18 protein-coding genes and 1 riboswitch are annotated in these 19,591 nt (G+C 58.5%); of the genes, 4 read left to right on the forward strand and 14 right to left on the reverse strand.

Features of this window, described 5'->3' with window-relative positions; genetic code table 11:
• Positions 1 to 15: 15 nt before the first annotated feature.
• On the reverse strand, positions 16 to 960 hold the full coding sequence (locus BTE54_RS21515) for an AEC family transporter (protein ID WP_065656373.1): 945 nt from the start codon (positions 958 to 960) through the stop codon (positions 16 to 18).
• Positions 961 to 1,438: 478 nt separating this feature from the next.
• Here BTE54_RS21515 and BTE54_RS21520 point away from each other — a divergent pair, with 478 nt between their 5' ends.
• Entirely contained in the window at positions 1,439 to 2,431 is a 993-nt protein-coding gene (locus BTE54_RS21520) for an adenosine kinase (protein ID WP_065656372.1), read from the forward strand.
• Here the strand turns inward: BTE54_RS21520 and BTE54_RS21525 are convergent.
• On the reverse strand, positions 2,424 to 2,957 hold the full coding sequence (locus BTE54_RS21525) for an SH3 domain-containing protein (protein ID WP_026363850.1): 534 nt from the start codon (positions 2,955 to 2,957) through the stop codon (positions 2,424 to 2,426). The two genes, BTE54_RS21520 and BTE54_RS21525, sit on opposite strands and share 8 nt — an antisense overlap.
• A gap of 180 nt (positions 2,958 to 3,137) precedes the next feature.
• Here BTE54_RS21525 and BTE54_RS21530 point away from each other — a divergent pair, with 180 nt between their 5' ends.
• Positions 3,138 to 4,142 carry a D-glycerate dehydrogenase gene (locus BTE54_RS21530; protein ID WP_065656371.1) on the forward strand — a complete coding sequence of 335 codons (1,005 nt, stop codon included), beginning with the start codon at positions 3,138 to 3,140 and terminating at the stop codon, positions 4,140 to 4,142.
• A 6-nt stretch (positions 4,143 to 4,148) separates the two neighbouring features.
• Here BTE54_RS21530 and BTE54_RS21535 read toward each other — a convergent pair whose 3' ends face one another.
• Genes BTE54_RS21535 through recF form a run of 3 tightly spaced genes read right to left on the reverse strand, consistent with a single transcriptional unit; the run spans position 4,149 to position 6,539 of the window.
• Positions 4,149 to 4,625 (reverse strand): GNAT family N-acetyltransferase, encoded by a 477-nt coding sequence (locus BTE54_RS21535; protein ID WP_078053945.1) that lies wholly within the window; start codon positions 4,623 to 4,625, stop codon positions 4,149 to 4,151.
• Positions 4,622 to 5,389, reverse strand: coding sequence for a molybdopterin-synthase adenylyltransferase MoeB (locus BTE54_RS21540; protein ID WP_078053953.1), 768 nt, complete (start codon positions 5,387 to 5,389; stop codon positions 4,622 to 4,624). The genes BTE54_RS21535 and BTE54_RS21540 overlap by 4 nt, the downstream gene beginning before the upstream one ends.
• A 22-nt stretch (positions 5,390 to 5,411) precedes the next feature.
• Complete coding sequence (gene recF, locus BTE54_RS21545; protein ID WP_059758899.1) at positions 5,412 to 6,539, reverse strand: DNA replication/repair protein RecF; 1,128 nt, start codon at positions 6,537 to 6,539, stop codon at positions 5,412 to 5,414.
• A 152-nt stretch (positions 6,540 to 6,691) separates the two neighbouring features.
• Here recF and BTE54_RS21550 point away from each other — a divergent pair, with 152 nt between their 5' ends.
• Entirely contained in the window at positions 6,692 to 7,795 is a 1,104-nt protein-coding gene (locus tag BTE54_RS21550) for an alpha/beta hydrolase (protein ID WP_078053946.1), read from the forward strand.
• A gap of 28 nt (positions 7,796 to 7,823) precedes the next feature.
• Here the strand turns inward: BTE54_RS21550 and nrdF are convergent, their stop codons facing one another.
• The 8 genes from nrdF to BTE54_RS21590 form a co-directional block, all read right to left on the reverse strand.
• Positions 7,824 to 8,798, reverse strand: a complete 975-nt coding sequence (nrdF, locus tag BTE54_RS21555; RefSeq protein ID WP_078053947.1) for a class 1b ribonucleoside-diphosphate reductase subunit beta — start codon at positions 8,796 to 8,798, stop codon at positions 7,824 to 7,826.
• A 16-nt stretch (positions 8,799 to 8,814) separates the two neighbouring features.
• On the reverse strand, positions 8,815 to 11,001 hold the full coding sequence (gene nrdE, locus BTE54_RS21560; RefSeq protein ID WP_078053948.1) for a class 1b ribonucleoside-diphosphate reductase subunit alpha: 2,187 nt from the start codon (positions 10,999 to 11,001) through the stop codon (positions 8,815 to 8,817).
• Complete coding sequence (gene nrdI, locus BTE54_RS21565) at positions 10,989 to 11,387, reverse strand: class Ib ribonucleoside-diphosphate reductase assembly flavoprotein NrdI (protein ID WP_078053949.1); 399 nt, start codon at positions 11,385 to 11,387, stop codon at positions 10,989 to 10,991. Before nrdI ends, nrdE begins: the two co-directional genes overlap by 13 nt.
• Before the next feature lie 12 nt (positions 11,388 to 11,399).
• A complete protein-coding gene (nrdH, locus tag BTE54_RS21570; RefSeq protein ID WP_003524283.1) occupies positions 11,400 to 11,621 on the reverse strand; it encodes a glutaredoxin-like protein NrdH in 222 nt (73 codons plus the stop codon).
• A gap of 255 nt (positions 11,622 to 11,876) precedes the next feature.
• Positions 11,877 to 12,101, reverse strand: a riboswitch (cobalamin riboswitch).
• Positions 12,102 to 12,234: 133 nt separating this feature from the next.
• A complete protein-coding gene (locus BTE54_RS21575; protein WP_078053950.1) occupies positions 12,235 to 12,864 on the reverse strand; it encodes a nucleoside triphosphate hydrolase in 630 nt (209 codons plus the stop codon).
• Positions 12,861 to 13,643 carry an ATP-binding cassette domain-containing protein gene (locus tag BTE54_RS21580; RefSeq protein ID WP_003524281.1) on the reverse strand — a complete coding sequence of 261 codons (783 nt, stop codon included), beginning with the start codon at positions 13,641 to 13,643 and terminating at the stop codon, positions 12,861 to 12,863. The genes BTE54_RS21575 and BTE54_RS21580 overlap by 4 nt, the downstream gene beginning before the upstream one ends.
• Positions 13,643 to 14,725 (reverse strand): ABC transporter permease, encoded by a 1,083-nt coding sequence (locus tag BTE54_RS21585; protein ID WP_078053951.1) that lies wholly within the window; start codon positions 14,723 to 14,725, stop codon positions 13,643 to 13,645. The genes BTE54_RS21580 and BTE54_RS21585 overlap by 1 nt, the downstream gene beginning before the upstream one ends.
• Positions 14,726 to 14,948: 223 nt before the next feature.
• Complete coding sequence (locus BTE54_RS21590) at positions 14,949 to 15,971, reverse strand: sugar ABC transporter substrate-binding protein (RefSeq protein WP_003524279.1); 1,023 nt, start codon at positions 15,969 to 15,971, stop codon at positions 14,949 to 14,951.
• A gap of 264 nt (positions 15,972 to 16,235) precedes the next feature.
• Here BTE54_RS21590 and BTE54_RS21595 point away from each other — a divergent pair, with 264 nt between their 5' ends.
• Positions 16,236 to 17,468: an ROK family transcriptional regulator gene (locus BTE54_RS21595; RefSeq protein WP_065656364.1), complete on the forward strand. Its 1,233-nt coding sequence runs from the start codon at positions 16,236 to 16,238 to the stop codon at positions 17,466 to 17,468.
• Positions 17,469 to 17,522: 54 nt separating this feature from the next.
• Here BTE54_RS21595 and recQ read toward each other — a convergent pair whose 3' ends face one another.
• Entirely contained in the window at positions 17,523 to 19,331 is a 1,809-nt protein-coding gene (gene recQ / locus BTE54_RS21600) for a DNA helicase RecQ (protein WP_078053952.1), read from the reverse strand.
• Positions 19,332 to 19,591 lie beyond the last annotated feature (260 nt).

Genomic DNA, 19,591 nt, shown 5'->3' on the forward strand with positions numbered 1-19,591 from the left:
TCAACTCGGCAGAAATCAACTCAGCAGCCATGCCCATAGCGACACGGAGAGAACGCCGGTCGCTGTGGAAATGCTGATGGTGGAGGCGGCAACGCTGTGGCCGATGCCGAAGCGATTGGCGATAAGCCAGGCATTGACCCCAGTCGGCACCGACGAGGTAAGCACGAGCGCCGCAGTCCATTCCCGGCTGAGACCGAGCGCATGACCCATTGCCCAAACGCAGGCGGGCAGCAGCAGCAGCTTGAACACCGTCATGGTGACGGCAATGCCCATGTTGCCTCGGATGGTATATTTCGTCAGCGCCATGCCGAGCGAAATAAGTGCTGCCGGCCCCGCCATGGAGGCGATCTGATCGACCACGGTTTTCAGGATGGGCGTCAGCGCCACGCCGGAAACATTGGTCGAAAGCCCGATGACAAGGCCGATCACCAGCGGATTGGTGACGAGATTGCGGCCCACTTGCTTGAACACCGCCGCCATGCTTCGCTTTTCCCCGCCGACCGCCTTGTGCGTGGCGTTTTCCATCAGGATCGTACCCGCGATCATCATCACAGGTAGATGGATGGCGAGCAGGATGGAGAGAGCGACCAGCCCCTCATCCCCGACGGAGCGCCCGACCAGCGGCAGGCCGATGAAGATATTGTTCGCAAAGGCGGAGGAAATGCCGGCGATAACGGCGATGCGGACATCCTGCTTGAAGACATAACGGGTGACGATATGCCCGACCGTCCAGGTGATGGCCACGCCAGCGAAATAGGTGATCCAGAGCCGGAAGGGCGAAGCACCGTGAAAATTCGCTTCCGCAAGTGTGCGGAAGATCAAGGTCGGCACGGCGATCTTGAACACGAAATCGCTGAGGATATCGCCGGCATCGGCCCTGAACAGACCAGCCTTGACGGTGAGCCAGCCGATCAGGATGAGAATGAAAATCGGGGCGACATTCGCGGCAACGGCAGACATGGAGGGAAAGCTTTCGCGGCTTTTGCGGGAGATACTCCGCTTTAGAGCCTTTTCCACGGGAATGGAATCGCGAAAACGCTCCCACTCTTTGTTTTCGCCACATCGCGTCCAAGAAAGACAAAACTCGTGAGCCGCTTTGGGCAGAAAGCGCGTCTTGGCCCGTAAAATTCGCAAGGCCGAACGTTACCCAAAAAGAAAAAGCGGGGTCTCCCCCGCCTTTTATGTCCGTTATATGCCGCCAGTACATCCGTGGCGGAGATAACGGTTGAGCAAGAAGACCATCATGCCTTCCATTCCGGTATGCATTCACACACCTTTTGCTCTGACAAATGAAATAGCTTAACCACATTACAGGCAGATGACGCGTTTTCGCTCCTCGCGGAGAACGGCATATTTTCTGTTTGGGCTTTTCTTGCCGCCAGAAATGTTTAAGACCTTTCGAAAAATACGCACACCCTGTGCGAAACGGATAGGGCCTATGACGAAATTCGACGTACTGACTGTCGGCAATGCCATCGTCGACATCATTTCCCGCTGCGACGATCGCTTCCTCAACGACAATGCCATTACCAAAGGCGCGATGAACCTCATCGATGCGGAACGGGCCGAGTTGCTTTACTCGCTGATGGGACCTGCTCTCGAAGCCTCCGGCGGCAGCGCTGGCAACACGGCGGCGGGTGTGGCCAATTTCGGCGGCAAGGCCGCCTATTTCGGCAAGGTGGCACAAGACCAGCTCGGCGAAATCTTCCAGCACGATATTCGCGCGCAGGGCGTCTATTTCGAAACCAAGCCGGAAGGCACCTTCCCCCCAACTGCGCGTTCGATGATCTTCGTAACCGAAGATGGCGAGCGTTCGATGAACACCTATCTCGGCGCCTGCGTCGATCTCGGTCCTGAAGACGTGGAAGAAGACGTGGTGGCGGATACGAAAGTCACCTACTTCGAGGGTTACCTTTGGGACCCGCCGCGCGCCAAGGACGCTATTCGCGAATGCGCCCGCATTGCCCATGAAAACGGCCGCGAAGTTTCCATGACGCTTTCCGACAGCTTCTGTGTCGGCCGCTATCGCGACGAATTCCTCGACCTGATGCGTTCCGGTACTGTGGACATTGTTTTCGCCAACAAGCAGGAAGCGCTTTCGCTTTACGAAACCGACGATTTCGAGCTTGCGCTGACCAAAATCGCCGCCGACTGCAAGATCGCAGCGGTGACGATGAGCGAGGAAGGCGCCGTCATCCTGCGCGGCACGGAACGTGTGAAGGTCGAAGCTTATCCGGTGCATGACGTGGTGGACACGACGGGCGCCGGCGATCTTTTCGCTGCGGGCTTCCTGTTCGGTTATACGCAGGACCGGTCGCTCGAAGATTGCGGCAAGCTCGGCTGCCTTGCCGCTGCCGCCGTCATTCAGCAGGTTGGCCCGCGCCCGATGTCATCGCTCAAGGCGCTTGGCGAGAAGCACGGCCTTATTTAAAGGCTTCACCGGGGTAAGCACCCCAGATTTCGCCCTGCGAAACCCAGCCCGAGGCCTGGCCGGCCTCGGCGCGGCACCAGTCGCCATTGCATTCACCGATCCTGAAGACGACGCCCGGCTCAAGCCGAGCAACGACGGAAGCGCCTGACTGCGCCTCACGGCGCATGTTCACATAAACTTCCTTACCCTTGCCACGCATCCAAGGAGCAGCAACGGCCGTGCGCTCACCGGAAAGCAGAGCCTGGTTGACCCAGCCTTCCGTGCCGTCGGCATCGCGGATGCGCCGCCAGTTTTCATATTCCTGAATGATTTCCACCGGCATTCCCGATTTCAGATACATCCATGACACGGCATAATCCGTGCTCGGTCCGATGCGCATGTTGACGCGCTTGGATTTCAGGCTGACAAAACGCGGGAGCGGCAGGCCGCTTGCGCCTTTGGCGGCACCCTGCGCCATGGCGTCGGTTGCCGCACCGAGGAGGCCCAGAGACAATGCAATGCAAACGATAGAAACCACACTGCGCATGCCCATTTCCGTTTCCCGCCTTCTGCAAACCGGATGATATTTAAGGAGGCTCGTTTCCACATGCCTCAAGCTTCAGCGAGTTTTGTTTGTCTTCGCCGGTGGGTCTGGTAGAAACGCCCTGATTGAAAGAAATTATCGCTCTTTCTGGTTAATGACTTCTGAACAAGGCAGCGGCAAACGATGACCCACAAGAAGAGACCGACAGTCTATATCACCCGCAAATTGCCTGACGTCGTTGAAACCAGAATGCGCGAACTCTTCGATGCCGAACTGAATATCGACGATACCCCGCGCAGCGAGGCGGAGCTTGTCGCCGCCATGCGAAGGGTGGACGTGCTCGTGCCGACCGTCACCGACCGCATCACCGCCGCGATGATCGAGCAGGCAGGGCCGCAACTGAAGCTGATCGCCAGCTTTTCCAACGGCATCGACCATGTGGATGTGGATGCGGCGGCCCGAAAGGGCATTACCGTCACCAATACGCCCAATGTACTGACCGAGGACAGCGCCGATATCACCATGGCACTGGTGCTCGCCGTGCCGCGCCGCATGATCGAAGGTACAAGGGTGCTCGCCAATGGCGCGGACGAATGGCTGGGCTGGTCACCAACCTGGATGCTCGGGCGGCGCATTTCCGGCAAGCGCATCGGCATTGTCGGCATGGGCCGCATCGGAACCGCGGTTGCGCGGCGTGCCAAGGCCTTCGGCCTTTCCATTCATTATCACAACCGCAAACGCGTCAATCCAGCGACGGAAGCGGAGCTTGAGGCGACCTATTGGGACAGCCTCGACCAGATGCTGGCGCGGGTGGATATCGTCTCCGTCAATTGCCCTTCGACGCCCGCAACCTATCACCTGATTTCAGCGCGGCGGCTGGCGCTGATGCAGCCGACCAGCTACATCGTCAATACCGCACGCGGCGATATCATCGATGAAGCGGCAATGATCCAGTGCCTGCGCGAAGGCAAGATCGCCGGCGCCGGTCTCGATGTCTATGAGAATGAGCCTGCGGTGAACCCCAAGCTCATCAAGCTCGCCAAGGAAGGCAAGGTCGTGCTGCTTCCGCATATGGGCTCTGCGACGATCGAAGGCCGTATCGAAATGGGCGATAAGGTCATCATCAACATCCGCACGCTGTTCGATGGACACCGTCCGCCGAACCGGGTGCTGCCGGGGCGGAACTGAGCTGGTTCAGCCCAGGAATTTGGTCATTTCGATCGAGGTCGTGCGGTTATAGCCGGCATGGGCGTTTTCGGCGGTCTTGACGAAACCCCAGGCGGCGAATTTGGTATGATTGGCGATAAGCTCGATACGGGTTTCCAGCCGCAGCGCCGGTAACGCCAATTCGCGGGCCAGCGCTTCGGCCTGCTCCAGAAGCATCTTGCCTATACCCTTTCCCTGCGCTTTCGGGGAAACACAGAGTTTGCCGACATAAAGACAGGCGGGCGGCTCCGGCCGGCAAAACAGGCAGCCGACAATCTCATCGCCATCAAGCGCCACGAAAGCGATCTCCACCCTTGCCTTCTCCGCCAGATTTTCAAGCGTCAGGCGATGAGCCGACGACGGCGGATCAATGACGCCATCCATATAGGCGAAGGAGGACATGATAAGTGCCAGCAATTCCTGCCAGCGATTGAATTCTTCCCCGATCTTAGCGATCTCCATCATGGTTTCTTCCCAGTTGCCCGCCGCTTGTATCGCACGGTTTCGAAACGGGCCGACAGGGCGTCATAGAGGAGCAGACGGCCGATTAACGGCTCGCCGGCACCGGTGATAACCTTGATGGCCTCCATGGCCATAAGCGTGCCGATAACCCCTGTCAGCGCGCCGACAATGCCTGTTTCCGCGCAATTGGGAATGAGGCCCTGCGGTGGCGGTTCCGGAAACAGGTCGCGATAGCCGGGCAGCAGAGCACCCTCGGCATTCGCCTCATAGGGTTTCAGCACCGTCACCGAACCATCGAAACGGCCGACAGCTCCCGTTACCAACGGTCTTTTCGCAGCCTCCGCCGCATCGGCGGCAGTATAACGCGTATCGAAATTGTCCGAGCCGTCGATCAGAAGATCGAAGGATGGCAGATGGTCATGCGCCCAGACCTGCGAAAAGCGCTCTTCATAAACAAGCGTGCGGACATGCGGATTGAGCCGGGCGATGGCCTTGCGCGCGCTCTCCGTCTTCAGCTCCCCAATCGTACCGGTATCGTGGATCACCTGTCGCTGCAGATTGGACAGGGAAACCACATCGTCATCGATCATGCCGAGTGTGCCGACACCGGCGGCGGCAAGATAATGCAGGACAGGAGCGCCAAGACCGCCGGCCCCGATGACCAACACACGCGCCGCCTTCAGCCGCTGCTGGCCCACGCCACCGATTTCCGGCAACAGGATATGGCGCTTGTAGCGTTCGATTTCTTCCGGGCTCAGCGGGTCCATGTCGCCCTCCATCTTTTAGCCGTCATGCCGTGATGCTCCCGTGGGATACATTGAAGAATTGCGCTCTGTCGCCGAGGGCGGAGAACATCGCCGTGTCCGTTCCGGTCATAAAACTCTGGCCGCCAAGGGCATGAATGAGATCGAACAGAGCCGCCCGCCTGCCCTCATCCAGATGGGCGGCGATCTCGTCCAGCAGCAGAACCGGCGCATGGCCAGTCATATTGGCGGTCAGCTGCGCATGCGCAAGCACCAGCCCCACCAGCAGCGCCTTCTGTTCCCCGGTTGAACAGCGTTCGGCCTCCATGTCCTTTTCCGCATGGCGCACGAAGAGATCGACGCGGTGCGGCCCATCCAGTGTGCGGCCGGCAGCGGCGTCACGATACCGGCCATCGCGCAACATAAGCCTGTATTCGTCCTCCAGATCGACGGCGGGACGATTGAGCCCATCGTCCATGAAACCGGAGAGAGAAAGCGCCGCCGAGGGAAAAGCGGCATTGCCCGCCCGCCCCTCGATGAGGCTCTTCAAGAGGCCGAGCATCTCATAACGCGCGACCGCCATGGAGATGCCGAGTTCGGCCATCTGCTTTTCGATGCCGTCCAGCCAGACCGGATCGAAGCGGCCTTCCGAAAGTAGCCGGTTACGGCCGCGCATGGCCTTTTCGAAATCGCTTGCCCGCCGTCCGTGAGCGGGATCGAGCGACAGCACCAGCCGGTCGAGGAAACGCCGGCGGTCCGAGGACGAGCCGGTAAAGAGGCCGTCCATCGCGGGCGTCAGCCACAATACGCGCAGATGGTCGGTCAGTTCATCGACGGATTTCACCGGCGTCCCGTTCAGTCTCAAGCGACGCGACACCACCTCGCCATCGCCTTCAATTCCCGTACCGATAGCAACTTCGCCATCCATGCCCTCGACATCGGCGAAGATCGAGAAGCCGGTGGCTTCGGCCCCTACCCGCGTCACATCAGACAGGGTGGCGCGGCGCAGGCCCCTTCCGGGTGAAAGAAAGGAGACGGCCTCCAGAAGATTGGTCTTGCCGGAACCGTTGTCGCCTGTCAGCACAACATGGCGGTCATCGAGCGTGAGCGCAGCCGCCGCATAATTGCGGAAGTCTGTGAGTTTCAGCCGTAAAAGCGACACCTTGTTCGTCATGTGTACGGCCTAAAACGAAGAGGGACGGATAGCAAGGTGGGGAACGTCCGTCCGCACCGAAGACAGCCGCTAGAGTGCAATTCATTCTTCAGTAGCAACTTTTTTAGTCGCCGGTTATTTATGAACCGGTCCTCATCACCGGTAGCCCATTCATGCGCCTGATCTTTTCTCTCTTTCTCGCCCTCGGTCTTCTCTCCTCCTGCGCAGGCCGACCGGGGGCGGATGTGCTGGAGGCCGTCAACACCAGGACCCGCGACACGAAAATCGTGACCGCCTTCGTGGCGAGCACGCGAGAGAAAAACACGGACGCAAAAAAGGGCTTCGGCACGGAGCGGGCGACGGAGCCGAACTACGCCAGTTTCGATATTTCCATTCCGCCCACCCATAAAAGCGGGAAAATCGAATGGGCCAGCGGCAAGCCGGACCCGAACAAGGATTTCGTCGTCACCAGGGCCGATATGCTGACGAAGACGCGCTTTAATGCCGATCTTGGCGACATAGCCCGCTCCGGCAAGCAGATCGCACTTTTCGTGCACGGCTATAATTACAGCTATCAGGAAGCCCTGTTCCGCGCGGCGCAGATGGCGGCGGATGCCAATATGAACGGCGTGCCGCTGGTCTTTTCCTGGCCGTCGCAAGCCTCGGTCGCCGGCTATGTGGCCGACAAAGAGTCCGCGACCTTTTCACGCGATGCCCTCGCCGCGATGTTGATCGATCTCACCCGGCAGACCCCGAAGAAAAGCGTCGTCGTGTTCGGGCACAGCATGGGCGGCTGGCTGGTCATGGAGGCGCTGCGGCAACTGCGCTTCCAGGGCAGAAACGATGTCATCGCCAAGCTGCAGGTGGTGCTGGCTGCGCCCGATATCGACGCCGATGTCTTCCGCAAGCAGATCGAGGTTGTCGGCCGGCTCAGCCCGCCGCTCACCGTTCTTGTTTCCAAGGATGACCGTGCGCTGAAAGCCTCTTCCATCCTTGGCGCCGACGTCACCCGTATCGGTGCGCTGGATGTGACCGACCGCCAAGTGCAGGAAGCCGCTCTCAAGGAGGGCGTGCAATTCGTCGACATCTCCAATCTGAAGGCGTCGGACCCGCTCAACCACGACCGCTATGCGGCGCTGGCCTCCATGGTGCCGCAACTTGAGGCAAGCAGGCGCGGGGGTGATATCAACAGTGCGGGAGCCTTCGTTTTCGATGCGATCGGCGCCACCGTCGCCAGCCCCTTCCGCCTTGCGAGCCAGGTGGTGAACCCGCAATAGTTTTGCGGGTCCTGCCGACAAACCGGTTTCAGAAATCCCAGTCTTCGTCTTCGGTCGCAACCGCCTTGCCGATGACATAGGACGAGCCGGAACCGGAAAAGAAGTCGTGGTTCTCATCGGCATTGGGCGAGAGCGCCGAGAGGATCGCGGGGTTGACCCGGCAGGCCTCGGCCGGAAACAGCGCCTCATAACCCAGATTCATCAGGGCCTTGTTGGCGTTGTAATGCAGGAACTGCTTGACGTCCTCCGTCAGGCCCACGCCGTCGTAGAGGTCTTCGGTATATTTCGCTTCGTTGTCGTAAAGTTCGAGCAGGAGATCGAAGGCGAAATCCTTGATCTCCTGTCTCTGCGTTTCACCGAGACGCTCCAGCGCCCGCTGGAACTTGTAGCCGATATAATAGCCATGCACGGCCTCATCGCGAATGATGAGGCGGATCAAATCCGCCGTGTTGGTGAGCTTGGCGCGGCTTGACCAGAACATCGGCAGATAGAAGCCGGAATAGAACAGGAAACTTTCCAGAAACACGCTGGCGATTTTTTTCTTCAACGGATCGCCGCTGTCATATTCCCGCATGATGAGCGCAGATTTACGCTGCAGAAATTCGTTTTCCTCCGACCAGCGATAGGCGTCGTCAACGTCAGGGGTGAGGCACAGCGTCGAGAAGATCGATGAATAGGAGCGGGCGTGTACCGCCTCCATGAAGGAGATGTTGGAAAGCACCGCCTCCTCATGCGGCGTTGCCGAATCCGCCATCAGGCGCACCGCGCCGACACCGTTCTGGATGGTGTCGAGCAAGGTCAGGCCAGTGAAGACACGGATTGTCAGTTTCTGTTCTTCCGGCTTCAGCGTTCCCCAGGAGGGGATATCGTTGGAAAGCGGCACCTTTTCCGGCAGCCAGAAATTCGAGGTCAGGCGGTTCCAGACTTCGAGATCCTTGTCGTCCTCGATGCGGTTCCAGTTGACCGCGCGGATGCGGGACACGGATTTTACGGCGATGTTCATTGTCTTGTCCCTCAATTCAGAGCGTGCAGGAAACGCAGCCCTGAACCTGCGTGCCTTCCAGCGCCATCTGGCGCAAACGGATGTAGTAGATGGTCTTGATGCCCTTTTTCCAGGCGTAAATCTGCGCGCGGTTGATGTCGCGCGTCGTTGCCGTATCGCGGAAGAACAGCGTCAGCGACAGGCCCTGATCGACATGCTGGGTCGCGGCTGCATAGGTGTCTATGATCTTTTCCGGGCCGATTTCATAGGCGTCCTGATAATATTCGAGATTGTCGTTCGAGAGATAGGAAGCCGGGTAATAAACGCGGCCGATCTTGCCTTCTTTCCGGATTTCGATCTTCGAGACGATCGGATGAATGGAGGAAGTGGAGTGGTTGATATAGGAGATCGAACCGGTGGGCGGTACGGCCTGAAGGTTCTGGTTATAGAGACCCGATGCCATCACGTCCTGCTTCAAAGCCTTCCAGTCCTCCTGCGTTGGAATGGCGATACCGGCTTTTTCGAACAGCTCACGGACCTTTTCCGTCGCAGGCAACCATTCCCGGTCGGTATATTTGTCGAAATATTCACCCGAGGCATATTTGGAGTTCTCAAAGCCCTTGAAGCTCTGGCCCCGTTCCACTGCCAGCCGATTGCTGGCGCGGATGGCGTGATAGGTGACGGTGTAGAAATAGATATTGGTGAAATCGACGCCTTCTTCGGAACCATAAAAGATGCGTTCGCGCGCCAGATAGCCGTGCAGGTTCATCTGGCCTAGCCCGATGGCGTGGCTGACATCATTGCCCTTTTCCACCGAAGGAACGGAGGAAATGTGGCTCATGTCCGACACGGCCGTCAGCGCCCGGATGGAGGTTTCGATAGTCTTGCCGAAATCCGCCGAATCCATTGCTGATGCAATGTTGAGCGAGCCGAGATTGCAGGAAATATCCTTGCCCATATGGCTGTAGGATAGATCGGCGTTGAACTCGCTTGCCTCGCTGACCTGCAGGATTTCCGAGCAGAGATTGCTCATGCTGATACGGCCGGCGATCGGATTGGCGCGGTTCACCGTGTCCTCGAACATGATGTAGGGATAGCCGCTCTCGAACTGGATTTCGGCGATCACCTGGAAGAATTCGCGCGCCTTGATCTTCTTCTTGCGGATGCGGCTATCGGCAACCATTTCATGGTATTTTTCGGTGACCGAAATCTCGGTCAACGGCACGCCATAGACCCGCTCCACATCATAGGGCGAAAACAGATACATATCCTCGTTGTTGCGGGCGAGTTCGAAGGTGATGTCGGGGATCACCACGCCGAGCGACAGGGTCTTGATGCGGATTTTTTCGTCGGCATTTTCGCGCTTGGTATCGAGGAAGCGCATGATATCCGGGTGGTGGGCGTGCAGATAGACCGCGCCGGCACCCTGACGCGCACCAAGCTGGTTGGCGTAGGAAAAACTGTCTTCCAACAGCTTCATGACAGGAATAACGCCGGACGACTGGTTTTCGATCTGCTTGATCGGCGCGCCGAATTCGCGAATATTGGTCAAGGACAGCGCCACGCCGCCGCCGCGCTTGGAAAGCTGCAGGGCCGAATTGATGGAGCGGCCGATGCTTTCCATATTGTCTTCCACACGCAGCAGAAAACATGAGACCAGTTCACCGCGGCTCTTCTTGCCGGCGTTTAGGAATGTCGGCGTTGCCGGCTGGAAGCGGCCTGAAATGATTTCATCGACCAGATTGCGGGCAAGCTGCTCATCACCGCGCGCAAGGGCCAGCGCCACCATGCAGACGCGATCCTCGTAACGCTCCAGATAACGTTTTCCGTCGAAGGTCTTCAGCGTGTAGGAGGTGTAATATTTGAAGGCGCCGAGAAAGGTCGGAAAGCGGAATTTCCGGGCATAGGCCTCGTCATAGAGGTCGCGGACGAAATTGAAGGAATACTGGTCCAGCACCTCCTGCTCGTAATATCCCTCCGTCACCAGATAATCTAGCTTTTCCCGAAGGTTATGGAAAAACACGGTGTTCTGGTTGACGTGCTGGAGGAAATATTGCCGGGCGGCAAGGCGATCCTTGTCGAGCTGGATCTTTCCGTTCTCATCGTAAAGGTTCAGCATCGCGTTCAGCGCATGGTAGTCCAGAGCCGCATCGAGCGGTTTCTGGGTTGTGGCTGCCGGCTGTTTGGCGTCCTTGCGCAGCGCGCTTGAGGTCAGCGTGTCCAAAATCGTTCCAATCCATGTTTGACGTTGGCGACATCTTCCTCCGTGCCGAGAAGCTCGAAGCGATAGAGAAACGGCACGGCGCATTTGCGCGAGACGATATCTCCGGCGGATGCGAAAGCTGCGCCAAAATTCGTGTTTCCCGCCGCGATGACGCCGCGAATGAGATTTCGGTTGGAGGGCTCGTTCAAGAACCGGATGACCGGTTTCGGCACGGCCCCTTTGGTGCCACCACCCCCATAGGTGGGTGTGACCAGCACATAGGGCTCCGACACATGCGGTACGTCGTCCTCCGAGCCGAGCGGCAGGCGAAACAGACGCCGTCCCAGTTTCAGAAGGAAACGATGGGTGTTTTCAGAGCGGCTGGAATAATAGACGATCAGGCCCATCGCCCCGCCGCCTCAGCTGATCGAGCCGATCATATCCGGCCGGAAACCCGCCCAATGGCGCTCACCGGCAACAACGACGGGCACCTGCATGTAACCGAGGCCCCGGACATGATCGAGCGCATCCGCATCTTCGGAAATATCGACAATCTCATAGGGGACGCCGATGCGGTCGAGAGCGCGATAAGTGGCGGTGCACTGGACGCAGGCGGGCTTGCTGTAAACGGTGACGGTCATAATTTCCTCTCTCGAAGCCGGTTTCGGACACGGCTCAACATTACCGATTGCAATCGCAATCGGGCGGCGATGGATCTGTCATTAAGGTGGGCGTGCGCGGCTTTAGCCGTGTAAAATCGCTCTCTACGCCGACGAGCGCAGCAACTCAAACAAATGCACTGGCATGACTTCACCCCGAAGCTTGTTCTGGAGGGGGGCAGAAAAGGGCGCACGCAAATCATTTGCGTCATACACCTTCCTCCGGACACCCCGCCCGTGGACGTTTGCGCTCAAGGCAGGTCTCCTGACTTGCGGGTCACAACATCTATTCCGGCCTTCCCGGAGCTTTCAGCCCCAGTGACCCAAATCGGAACGATGCTCACCGCTTACAGTTGCGGGGGCAGTTTCGGCCTTGCTCCGCCATAATGGCGTTACGCACCGAATTCCCGTCTTAGCTCCCAACCCTTGCGAATCGGAAGAACCTCGAACACCACATATAGTATATGAGGAAATTTTCGCGTCAATGAATAGACACACAAAAGCCCCACCCTGTGGATCAAAAAGATTCAACACATGGTCAACAAAGGCTTAACGGCACAAGCGCGCCGACGCTCAAACAGAAAAAAGCGTTAATCTATTCCCAGATATCGATGTGAATATCGGCGGGACGGGCGTTTTCGATCACCCTTTTTCCGTTCGGAAGATCGTTTTCGAAAAGTTTGGCGTGGATCGCAGCCTCGTCGAGACCATAGCCCTGCCACCTTTTCCGCAGCCTCTCCTCAAGCACGTCGACGGACGGCCCTACAAAAATGGTGACGTCGAAGCTTTTGGAAAGAGTTGTCCACGGCGCCTCGTCCAGCAGCAGATAATTGCCTTCAGCAAGGATAAAGCGTGTTTCCGGCGCAATCGCCCGCGCGGACGCTATCGCGATTTCACGGGAACGGTCGAAAACCGGAACAAGCACCTCCTGCCCGCCCTTGCGGACGGCGGAGACGATATCGAGGAAACCACGCACGTCGAAGGTTTCGGGTGCGCCCTTTTGCGGCAGCAGCCCCCGTTCTTCAAGGATGCCATTGTCCATATGGAAGCCGTCCATGGGCAGCACGGCGGCCGTTTCGCCCCGTGCCAGCAAAGCATCACAAAGGGCATCCGCCAGCGTGGATTTGCCGGCCCCAGGGGGACCGGCAATAGCGACGATAAAACGGGATCTACCTTCTGCCCGCCGAAGAACGTCTTCGGCGATGGTTTCAAGCTTCAGCGTCATGCGGCAAGCGTTTCCTTCGGCGCTTCCTTGGCGCCGGTCATGAAGGCGACGGCGTCGGACATGGAGTAGTCCTTCGGATTGATAACACACAGGCGCTTGCCGAGCCGGTGGATATGGATGCGATCCGCGACCTCGAAAACATGCGGCATGTTGTGCGAGATGAGGACGATCGGCAGGCCGCGCGAACGCACGTCCAGAATAAGCTCCAGAACACGCCGGCTTTCCTTCACGCCGAGTGCTGCCGTCGGCTCGTCGAGGATAACGACCTTGGAGCCGAAGGCGGCTGCACGCGCCACCGCCACACCCTGACGCTGACCCCCGGAGAGGGTTTCCACCGCCTGATTGATGTTCTGGATCGTCATCAGGCCGAGTTCCGACAGTTTCTCGCGTGCGAATTTTTCCATGGCGGGGCGGTCAAGGGCCCGGAACAGGCTGCCCTGAATGCCGGGTTTACGGATTTCGCGGCCGAGAAACATATTGTCGGCTATGGAAAGCGCCGGCGAAAGCGCGAGGTTCTGATAGACCGTCTCGATGCCAGCCTTGCGCGCCTCTATCGGCGAGCGGAATTGGACGGGCTGGCCTTCCAGCCGGATTTCCCCTTCATCGGGTGTCACCGCGCCGGAAATCGCCTTGATGAGAGAGGATTTGCCGGCGCCGTTATCACCGATCACCGCCAGGATTTCGCCCGGATAGAGATCGAAATCGGCGTGGTCGAGGGCGGTCACACGACCATAGCGCTTGACGAGATTGCGTGCTGTGAGAATGGGTTCTTTTGCCATCAGCCTGCTACCTTTCTGATCCACTGGTCGATTGCGACAGCCATGATGATGAGGACGCCGATCAACAGATAGGTCCATTGCGGGTCTGTTCCGATGAGCCTGAGGCCGAGCGAAAAGACGCCGACGATCAGGGCACCGAAAATCATGCCCATGATGGAGCCGCGTCCACCGAACAGCGACAGGCCGCCGATAACCACTGCGGTAATGGATTCGATATTGGCGAATTGACCGGCGGTCGGCGAAACCGAGCCGATGCGGCCGATGAGGGCCCAGCCAGCGAAGGCGCAGGTGAGGCCGGACAGCGTGTAAACGGTGGTCAGCATGCGCTTGACGTTGACACCGGCAAGTTCGGCGGCATCCGGATCGTCACCGACAGCATAAAGATGGCGGCCCCAGGCGGTGCGGTTCAGCACATACCAGAGCAGGGCGACGAGCAGAACCATGGCGATGACGCCATAGGTGAAGACCGCGCCGCCGACCCGGATATTGGCGCCGAAGAATTGCAGGATCGGCGCCTGCTGGGCGATATCCTGGGCGCGGATCGTCTCGTTTGCGGAATAGAGGAAGTTGGTCGCCAAGACGATCTGCCACATGCCGAGCGTGACGATGAAGGGCGGCAGGCGCATGCGCGAGACCAGAATACCGTTGATGAAGCCGCAAAATGCGCCGACGGCAAGGCCACAGAGAATGGAAAGTTCCGCCGGTAAGCCGTAACGGAAGGTGAACTGTCCCATGACAACGGAAGACAGGACCATGATCGCGCCGACCGACAGATCGATGCCCGCCGTCAGGATGACCAGCGACTGCGCCGCGCCGACAATACCGACGATGGCGACCTGCTGCAAAATAAGGGTCAGCGTGAAGGCCGAGAAAAACTTGCCGCCGAGAAGCAGGCCGAAAACAATCAGCGACAGCACCAGAACGATAAGCGGAACGGCCGCCGGGCTGGAGTGGAGAAAGTGCTGCAGTTTTTCCAGCACACTCTTGTCGTGCGTATCGAAAGCGGCGACCTGCGTCGAGCTTCCCGAAAGCACTTTTTCAAATTCATTATGCGGCTGAGCCCGCACCGGCTGATCGCTCATGGATTTTCCTCCCGATCGCTCTATCGCACCAGCCCTGACACCGGGTCTATCTCCGAAGAGAATGATGCATAGATTTCAAAGTGTTGTGAAGCGGCCTGTGCCATCCCCGCAGGACGCGTGACGCGCTCGTTTGTTCCTTTGTCCGATCCCCCGGATCGTGCCTGAATCATTCTCGTCCAAGGGCGGGGGCACGAATGCCCCCGCGGGTTTCAACGGCGAGGCATCAGCCCCAGCACTTGTTGAGACCTTCCTTCGTATCGATGGAGTCGAGGCCCTTGACCGGCTTGTCGGTTACCAGCGTCACGCCGGTATCGACGAAGTTCTTGCCTTCAGTCGGCTTCGGCTTTTCACCGGTGTCGGCAAACTTCTTGACGGCCTCGACGCCAAGCGCCGCCATCAGCAGCGGATATTGCTGCGAGGTCGCGCCGATCACGCCTTCCGCGACGTTCTTGACGCCCGGGCAACCGCCATCGACGGAAACGATCAGAACATCCTTTTCACGGCCGACCGCTTTCAGCGCCTCATAAGCGCCGGCAGCCGCAGGTTCATTGATGGTGTGGACGACGTTGATGGTCGGGTCCTTCTGCAGCAGATTTTCCATCGCCGCGCGGCCGCCTTCTTCGTTACCATTGGTGACATCATGGCCGACGATACGCGGATCGTTTTCATCGCCGATCTTGTTGATGTCCTTCACGTCAATGCCAAAGCCCTTCATGAAGCCCTGGTTGCGCAGCACATCCACCGTCGGCTGGGAGGGGGTAAGGTTAAGGAAGGCGATTTTCGCATCCTTTGCCTTGTCGCCGAGGCTGCCGGCAGCCCATTTGCCGATCAGCTCACCAGCCAGAAGATTGTCCGTGGCGAAGGTGGAATCGGCGGCATCGACGGGTTCCAGCGGCGTATCGAGCGCAATGACCAGAAGACCGGCATCACGCGCCTTCTGAACGGCCGGAACAATACCCTTGGTATCCGATGCGGTGATCAGGATACCCTTGGCACCATCGGCGATGCAGGTCTCGATGGCGGCTACCTGGCTTTCGGAATCGCCGTCGATCTTGCCTGCATAGGATTTCAGCGTCACGCCAAGTTCTTTAGCCTTGGCGGTCGCGCCTTCTTTCATCTTGACGAAAAAGGGATTGGTATCGGTTTTGGTGATGAGGCAAACCGAAGTATCGGCCGCAGACGCAACGGAAGCGAAAGAAACGCCAAGCGCAAGCGCGCCCAGAAGAGCGGAAACAGTGGTCTTCATGAGATCCTCCCAATGGATATTTGAGCACCGTGACGGTTACCCGACGATCCCGTCTCCTCCGAGATCGACGACCGTTGGCTCAGATGGAACCACCAAAGGAAACGCCTGTCAATAAATAAATCCGGTTGAATTATTAATTCCCTATGGCATTCTGATATGCGGCAGGGAGGAATATCGCCACGTCGTTTAACGTTGCGATAGCAAGATTGCCATAAAGCCTGCTGTATCGGTCACGGCGGATAGGGCGGGCGGGAGGATGACACTATGAGACAATCTGTCGAGACGGCGCCGCCGGCGTCGCCCACCACCATGGATATAAGCGGCGGCGCCAACCAGATCGGAGTGCGCGCTTATAATGAGCGGCTCGTGCTGTCTCTCGTTCGCCGTCACGGCGGACTGTCAAAAGCGGAGATATCAAGACTTTGCGGCCTTTCAGCGCAGACCGTCTCGGTCATCATGCGCTCGCTTGAAAAGGACGGGCTTCTCATTCGCGGTGAAAGACTGCGTGGCAAAGTCGGCCAGCCATCGACGCCGATGCGGCTTAATCCCGACGCCGTCTTTTCTTTCGGTGTGAAGATCGGCCGACGCAGCGTCGATCTCGTGCTGATGGATTTTGTCGGCCGGATCAGGCTCAAGCTGCGCAGAACCTACCCCTACCCTCTTCCGGAATGGATACTACCTTTCGTAATCGACGGCATAACGGAACTTGAATCGAAGCTTTCCCCTGCCGAGCGGGAGAAAATTGCCGGTGTCGGCATCGCCGCTCCATTCGAATTGTGGAACTGGGCGCAGGAAGTGGGCGCTCCACAGATCGAAATGGAGAGATGGCGGGGCGTCGATATCCGGTCGGAAATTGCCGAAAACGTCAGCTATCCGGTTTTTCTGCAGAACGACGCGACCAGCGCCTGCGGCGCCGAACTGGTTTTTGGCGCAGGCCAGCACTATCCGGATTTTCTTTACGTCTTCATCGGCTCCTTCATAGGCGGCGGCGTTGTTTTGAATTCGGCGCTATTTTCCGGAAAGACGGGAACGGCCGGCGCCATCGGCCCCCTGCCGGTGCAGGGGCAGGACGGCAATACCGTCCAGCTTCTGAAAATCGCGTCGATCTTCGTTCTGGAAAACATGCTGCGCGAAAAGGGCATCGATCCGCGCCCCCTGTGGTTTTCTCCGGACGAGTGGATCGATTTCGGCGAGCCGCTGGAAAGCTGGATCAGGAAAACCGCCGCGGCGCTGGCGCAGGCCGTCATTGCCGCCGCCTCCATCATCGATTTTTCGAGCGTCATCATCGATGGCGGTTTTCCCGACTGGGTCAGAACCAGAATCGTCGCCGCCACCCGCCTTGCCCTTAAACACCACGATCTGCAGGGTGTCACGGTGCCTGACATCATCGAAGGCGCGGTTGGTAGCCAGGCGCGGGCAATCGGCGGCGCGAGCCTGCCCCTGTTTTCGCGCTATCTCATCGATCAGAACGTTCTGTTCAAGGACACGACCGGCTGAGCCTTCGCAACGCTCTGCGGTTTTATTACTCGGCTATTAATTTGGATCTGCCGGTCATTCGCCAGCGGCGTGCTGCATGATCGCCGCCAGAAAGGCAGGTCCGTATCGCTCGAGCTTGGTATCTCCGACGCCGGGAATCCCAGCCATTTCCTGCGCCGAGGCCGGTTTTGCCGCCGCAAGTTCTATGAGGGTCTTGTCGTGGAAAATCACATAGGGCGGAACGTTCTGTGCCCGGGCAATTTCCATACGCTTCGCACGCAGCGCCTCAAAAAGACTGCGATCGGATTCCGGCAAGACCGTCGATGCCGTGTTGCGGGGCGTCTGCTGCCGTGCGGAACGGGGAGCGGATGGGATCCTCAGCATCAATGCCGGTTTTTCGCGCAGGAATCGCCGTCCATCCTCGGAGATGGAAAGGCCGCCATGTCCGGACAGATCCACTTCAATCATGCGTAACGCAACCAGCTGACGCAAAATGGCGCGCCATGTGCGGTTGTCATGCTCCTTGCCTATCCCGTAGGTGGTGATTTGATCATGTCCGAAGCGGCAAATCCGCTCGTCCTCGACACCCAGCAATACGCGGATGACATAGGCCTGGCCAAAACGTTCACCCGTGCGATAAATACAGGACAGAAGTTTCTGAGCGGCGATGGCCCCATCAAACAGGTCCGGCGGCTCGGCGCAGGTATCGCAATTGCCGCAGGGCTCACACCGGTCGCCGAAATAGGAGAGCAGAACCTGCCGGCGGCAACTCGCCGTTTCTGCGAGGCCAAGCAGCGCATCGAGCTTCTGGCGCTCCATATATTTGCGCTGATCCGCGGCATCAGATTCTTCGATGAAACGATTGCGCAGGGCAATATCTTCGTAGCCGTACAGCATGAGCACGTCCGACGGCAGACCATCGCGACCGGCTCGGCCCGTTTCCTGATAATAGGCCTCGATGCTGCCAGGCAGGTCGATATGAACCACGAAGCGCACATCCGGCTTGTCTATGCCCATGCCGAAAGCGACGGTCGCGACAATGATGACCGCCTCGCCGTGCTGGAAACGGGTCTGGTTCTCCTCGCGGGCAGCCTTGTCCATGCCAGCGTGATAGGGCAGCGCATCGCGACCCTCCTCCCGCAGCCATGCGGCCGTTTCGTCCACCTTGCGTTTGGAAAGGCAATAGACGATACCGCTCTCACTGTCGCGATCCTTCAAAAAGCGCTTCAGCTGCGCGCGCGGATTATCCTTTTCCATGATCGCATAGCGGATATTGGGCCGGTCGAACCCGGCGATGAAGGCATCGTGCTCTTCAATCCCCAGGTGGCCGAGAATTTCGGCGCGCGTGGGCTCGTCGGCCGTCGCCGTCAGCGCCATGCGCGGCGTATCGGGAAAACGCTCGATCAGCGTGTCTAGCTGGCGGTAGGGCGGCCGGAAATCATGCCCCCATTGCGACAGGCAATGGGCCTCATCGACCGCGATCAGCGACAGGTCGATGGATTGCAGCGCATCGAGGACATCCGGCTTGAGCAGGGTTTCCGGCGCGGCATAAAGAATATCGACCTTGCCGGCCCGCATATCCCGCCAAAGCGCGCGCCGCTCTTCCGGAGAAAGGTCGGAATTGAGAGCTTCGGCCCGCACGCCGGCCTGACGCAGGGCTGCAACCTGATCGACCATCAGTGCGATGAGCGGCGAGACGATCAACCCCATGCCATTACGAGCAAGCGCCGGGATCTGGTAACAAAGCGACTTCCCACCGCCCGTCGGCATCAAAACGAAGGCATTGTTTCCCGCCACCACATGCCGAATGATATCGGCCTGCCTTCCACGAAACGCATCGTATCCATAGACGGTCTTGAGGATATGCAAGGGATCAGCGGTCACGGCATTTTTTATCCGAAATGGAATGATGGCGCATCATCACCGTTTTCTGATCGATGGCAATGGCGAAGATGGCTTTGTTCATGGAAGGAGATTGTGGGATTGGCTTTGTGATCAGCGGCCTAGTTTCTCCCTGACGGCACAATTTCATAAGTCCAGAAACACAAAAAACCCCGTCGCGGGTGCACGGGGTTTTGTTTTGCTATTTGGTTGCGGGGGCAGGATTTGAACCTGCGGCCTTCAGGTTATGAGCCTGACGAGCT

It is taken from the genome of Agrobacterium sp. YIC 4121, from assembly GCF_002008205.1.
Taxonomy (GTDB): Bacteria; Pseudomonadota; Alphaproteobacteria; order Rhizobiales; family Rhizobiaceae; genus Agrobacterium; species Agrobacterium leguminum.

What these genes read in the sequence shown, in the direction of transcription:
- BTE54_RS21515 (WP_065656373.1), bottom strand. Translation starts at nt 960, where the DNA reads ATGTCTGCCGTTGCCGCGAATGTCGCCCCGATTTTCATTCTCATCCTG.
- BTE54_RS21520 (WP_065656372.1), top strand. Translation starts at nt 1,439, where the DNA reads ATGACGAAATTCGACGTACTGACTGTCGGCAATGCCATCGTCGACATC.
- BTE54_RS21525 (WP_026363850.1), bottom strand. Translation starts at nt 2,957, where the DNA reads ATGCGCAGTGTGGTTTCTATCGTTTGCATTGCATTGTCTCTGGGCCTC.
- BTE54_RS21530 (WP_065656371.1), top strand. Translation starts at nt 3,138, where the DNA reads ATGACCCACAAGAAGAGACCGACAGTCTATATCACCCGCAAATTGCCT.
- BTE54_RS21535 (WP_078053945.1), bottom strand. Translation starts at nt 4,625, where the DNA reads ATGATGGAGATCGCTAAGATCGGGGAAGAATTCAATCGCTGGCAGGAA.
- BTE54_RS21540 (WP_078053953.1), bottom strand. Translation starts at nt 5,389, where the DNA reads ATGGACCCGCTGAGCCCGGAAGAAATCGAACGCTACAAGCGCCATATC.
- recF (WP_059758899.1), bottom strand. Translation starts at nt 6,539, where the DNA reads ATGACGAACAAGGTGTCGCTTTTACGGCTGAAACTCACAGACTTCCGC.
- BTE54_RS21550 (WP_078053946.1), top strand. Translation starts at nt 6,692, where the DNA reads ATGCGCCTGATCTTTTCTCTCTTTCTCGCCCTCGGTCTTCTCTCCTCC.
- nrdF (WP_078053947.1), bottom strand. Translation starts at nt 8,798, where the DNA reads ATGAACATCGCCGTAAAATCCGTGTCCCGCATCCGCGCGGTCAACTGG.
- nrdI (WP_078053949.1), bottom strand. Translation starts at nt 11,387, where the DNA reads ATGGGCCTGATCGTCTATTATTCCAGCCGCTCTGAAAACACCCATCGT.
- nrdH (WP_003524283.1), bottom strand. Translation starts at nt 11,621, where the DNA reads ATGACCGTCACCGTTTACAGCAAGCCCGCCTGCGTCCAGTGCACCGCC.
- BTE54_RS21575 (WP_078053950.1), bottom strand. Translation starts at nt 12,864, where the DNA reads ATGACGCTGAAGCTTGAAACCATCGCCGAAGACGTTCTTCGGCGGGCA.
- BTE54_RS21580 (WP_003524281.1), bottom strand. Translation starts at nt 13,643, where the DNA reads ATGGCAAAAGAACCCATTCTCACAGCACGCAATCTCGTCAAGCGCTAT.
- BTE54_RS21585 (WP_078053951.1), bottom strand. Translation starts at nt 14,725, where the DNA reads ATGAGCGATCAGCCGGTGCGGGCTCAGCCGCATAATGAATTTGAAAAA.
- BTE54_RS21590 (WP_003524279.1), bottom strand. Translation starts at nt 15,971, where the DNA reads ATGAAGACCACTGTTTCCGCTCTTCTGGGCGCGCTTGCGCTTGGCGTT.
- BTE54_RS21595 (WP_065656364.1), top strand. Translation starts at nt 16,236, where the DNA reads ATGAGACAATCTGTCGAGACGGCGCCGCCGGCGTCGCCCACCACCATG.